This is a genomic window from Mesorhizobium sp. WSM4809, assembly GCF_055811655.1.
This window is the reverse complement of the sequence record NZ_JBVVQW010000050.1, coordinates 1-1,356: the sequence shown is the minus strand read 5'-3', so window position 1 is coordinate 1,356 and position 1,356 is coordinate 1. Positions and strand designations below refer to the sequence as shown.

Genomic DNA, 1,356 nt, shown 5'->3' with positions numbered 1-1,356 from the left:
CAGCCCTGTTGCGGCCTGTGAAAAGGCAGAGGACTGAGAGTACGCAAACCCTCGCAATCGGGCGGCAGCTGAGCGAAATCGGCAATTCAGGCGGCCGCGTGCCGATGCGCGCCCCCATGCAGCAGTTCGGTGAATTGCCATTGGATGGGGTACCGTTTCAAGGGACGGGGGCCGGTCACATCGGAAGGCTGCATGCGCAGGCCGCGCCCTCCGCAAGGCCTGAGCCCCCCGCTGCGATCGAAGACCCCATAAACGTCTCATTCGCCGTCCCCAAAGGGTTCTCCCATGGGACTCAACCCGTCCCAGACGTGATACTCCCTTCCCTGGACCACCGTGACCCCTTGCCGGATGCGGGCCAAGCCCGGCAAGCGAGCTTTGAGCAGCATCACGTGGCCGAGCCGCGCCGAGCCGAAGCTGTCGCGCGTGGCGCCCGTGCTACAGGCTATCCCCATCTGTCCGACGAACACCGGGACCTTATTGATAAAGCGATCGCCCACGCTGCGGCTCAGCAAAAATATAGCGAGAGCACGGTCCGAAAACACACGTATGCACTTCGCCGATTGGCGAATGATCTCGGCGCTCGTGGCCAAGCGACTGATCTAAAAAATCACCAATCCCTGGTCGATCACGTCAATGCTTTCTTTCCGAAAAACGACGGCATGAAGACGGCGTTGAACGTCCTGCGTGCGTATAACGAGCCGGGCTATTCAGCTACTGCTGGCGGCGGTGCTACCGGCTATCCCCATCTGTCCGACGAACACAGGGACGTTATTGATAAGGCGATTGCCCACGCTGCGGCTCAGCAACACCATAGCGCGCAGACGCTCCGAATATACTCGAATGTGCTTCGCCGATTAGCGAGTGATCTCGGCGCCCGCGGCCAAGCGACTGATCTAAGAAATCACCAATCCCTGGTGGATCACGTCGATGCTTTCTTCCCGAAAAACGGGGATATAAAGGCGGCGTTGAACGTCCTGCGTGCGTATCATGAGCCGGGCTATTCAGTCACTGGCCGGTGGCCAGTGACGGTGCCTTCAAAGGCAGATGCGCATGTCTTGGAACAAGTGACCAGTGACAGCAGCTTGGCCCCAAGCACCCGTGGTGTCTATGGTCGTAGTCTTCGCAGATTTTCTGAGGCGCTTGAGAGGCGGGGCCGGACGATCTCTGGGCTGGATCATCATTCGCGAATCGAATTCGCCGAGGTGTTGTTTCCAGGCAACGATTATCTCCGCTTGGCGCTGGAACGGGTTCGCGATGCGGAGCCCGCGTCAGGCAGGATCGTGGCGGACGCTTTGGCAGCGGCCGGCTCTGGGCACGCCGGAGTTCAGGCCGCCGCCCCGCCGGCGTTAGCTGCCA

The 1,356-nt window shown here is 60.5% G+C and carries 1 pseudogene; it reads left to right on the top strand.

Annotation, left to right across the window (positions count from 1 at the left end):
* Nucleotides 1-389: 389 nt before the first annotated feature.
* Nucleotides 390-1,356 (top strand): annotated as a pseudogene (locus tag AC0L24_RS33765) (Ulp1 family isopeptidase); the annotation flags it as partial.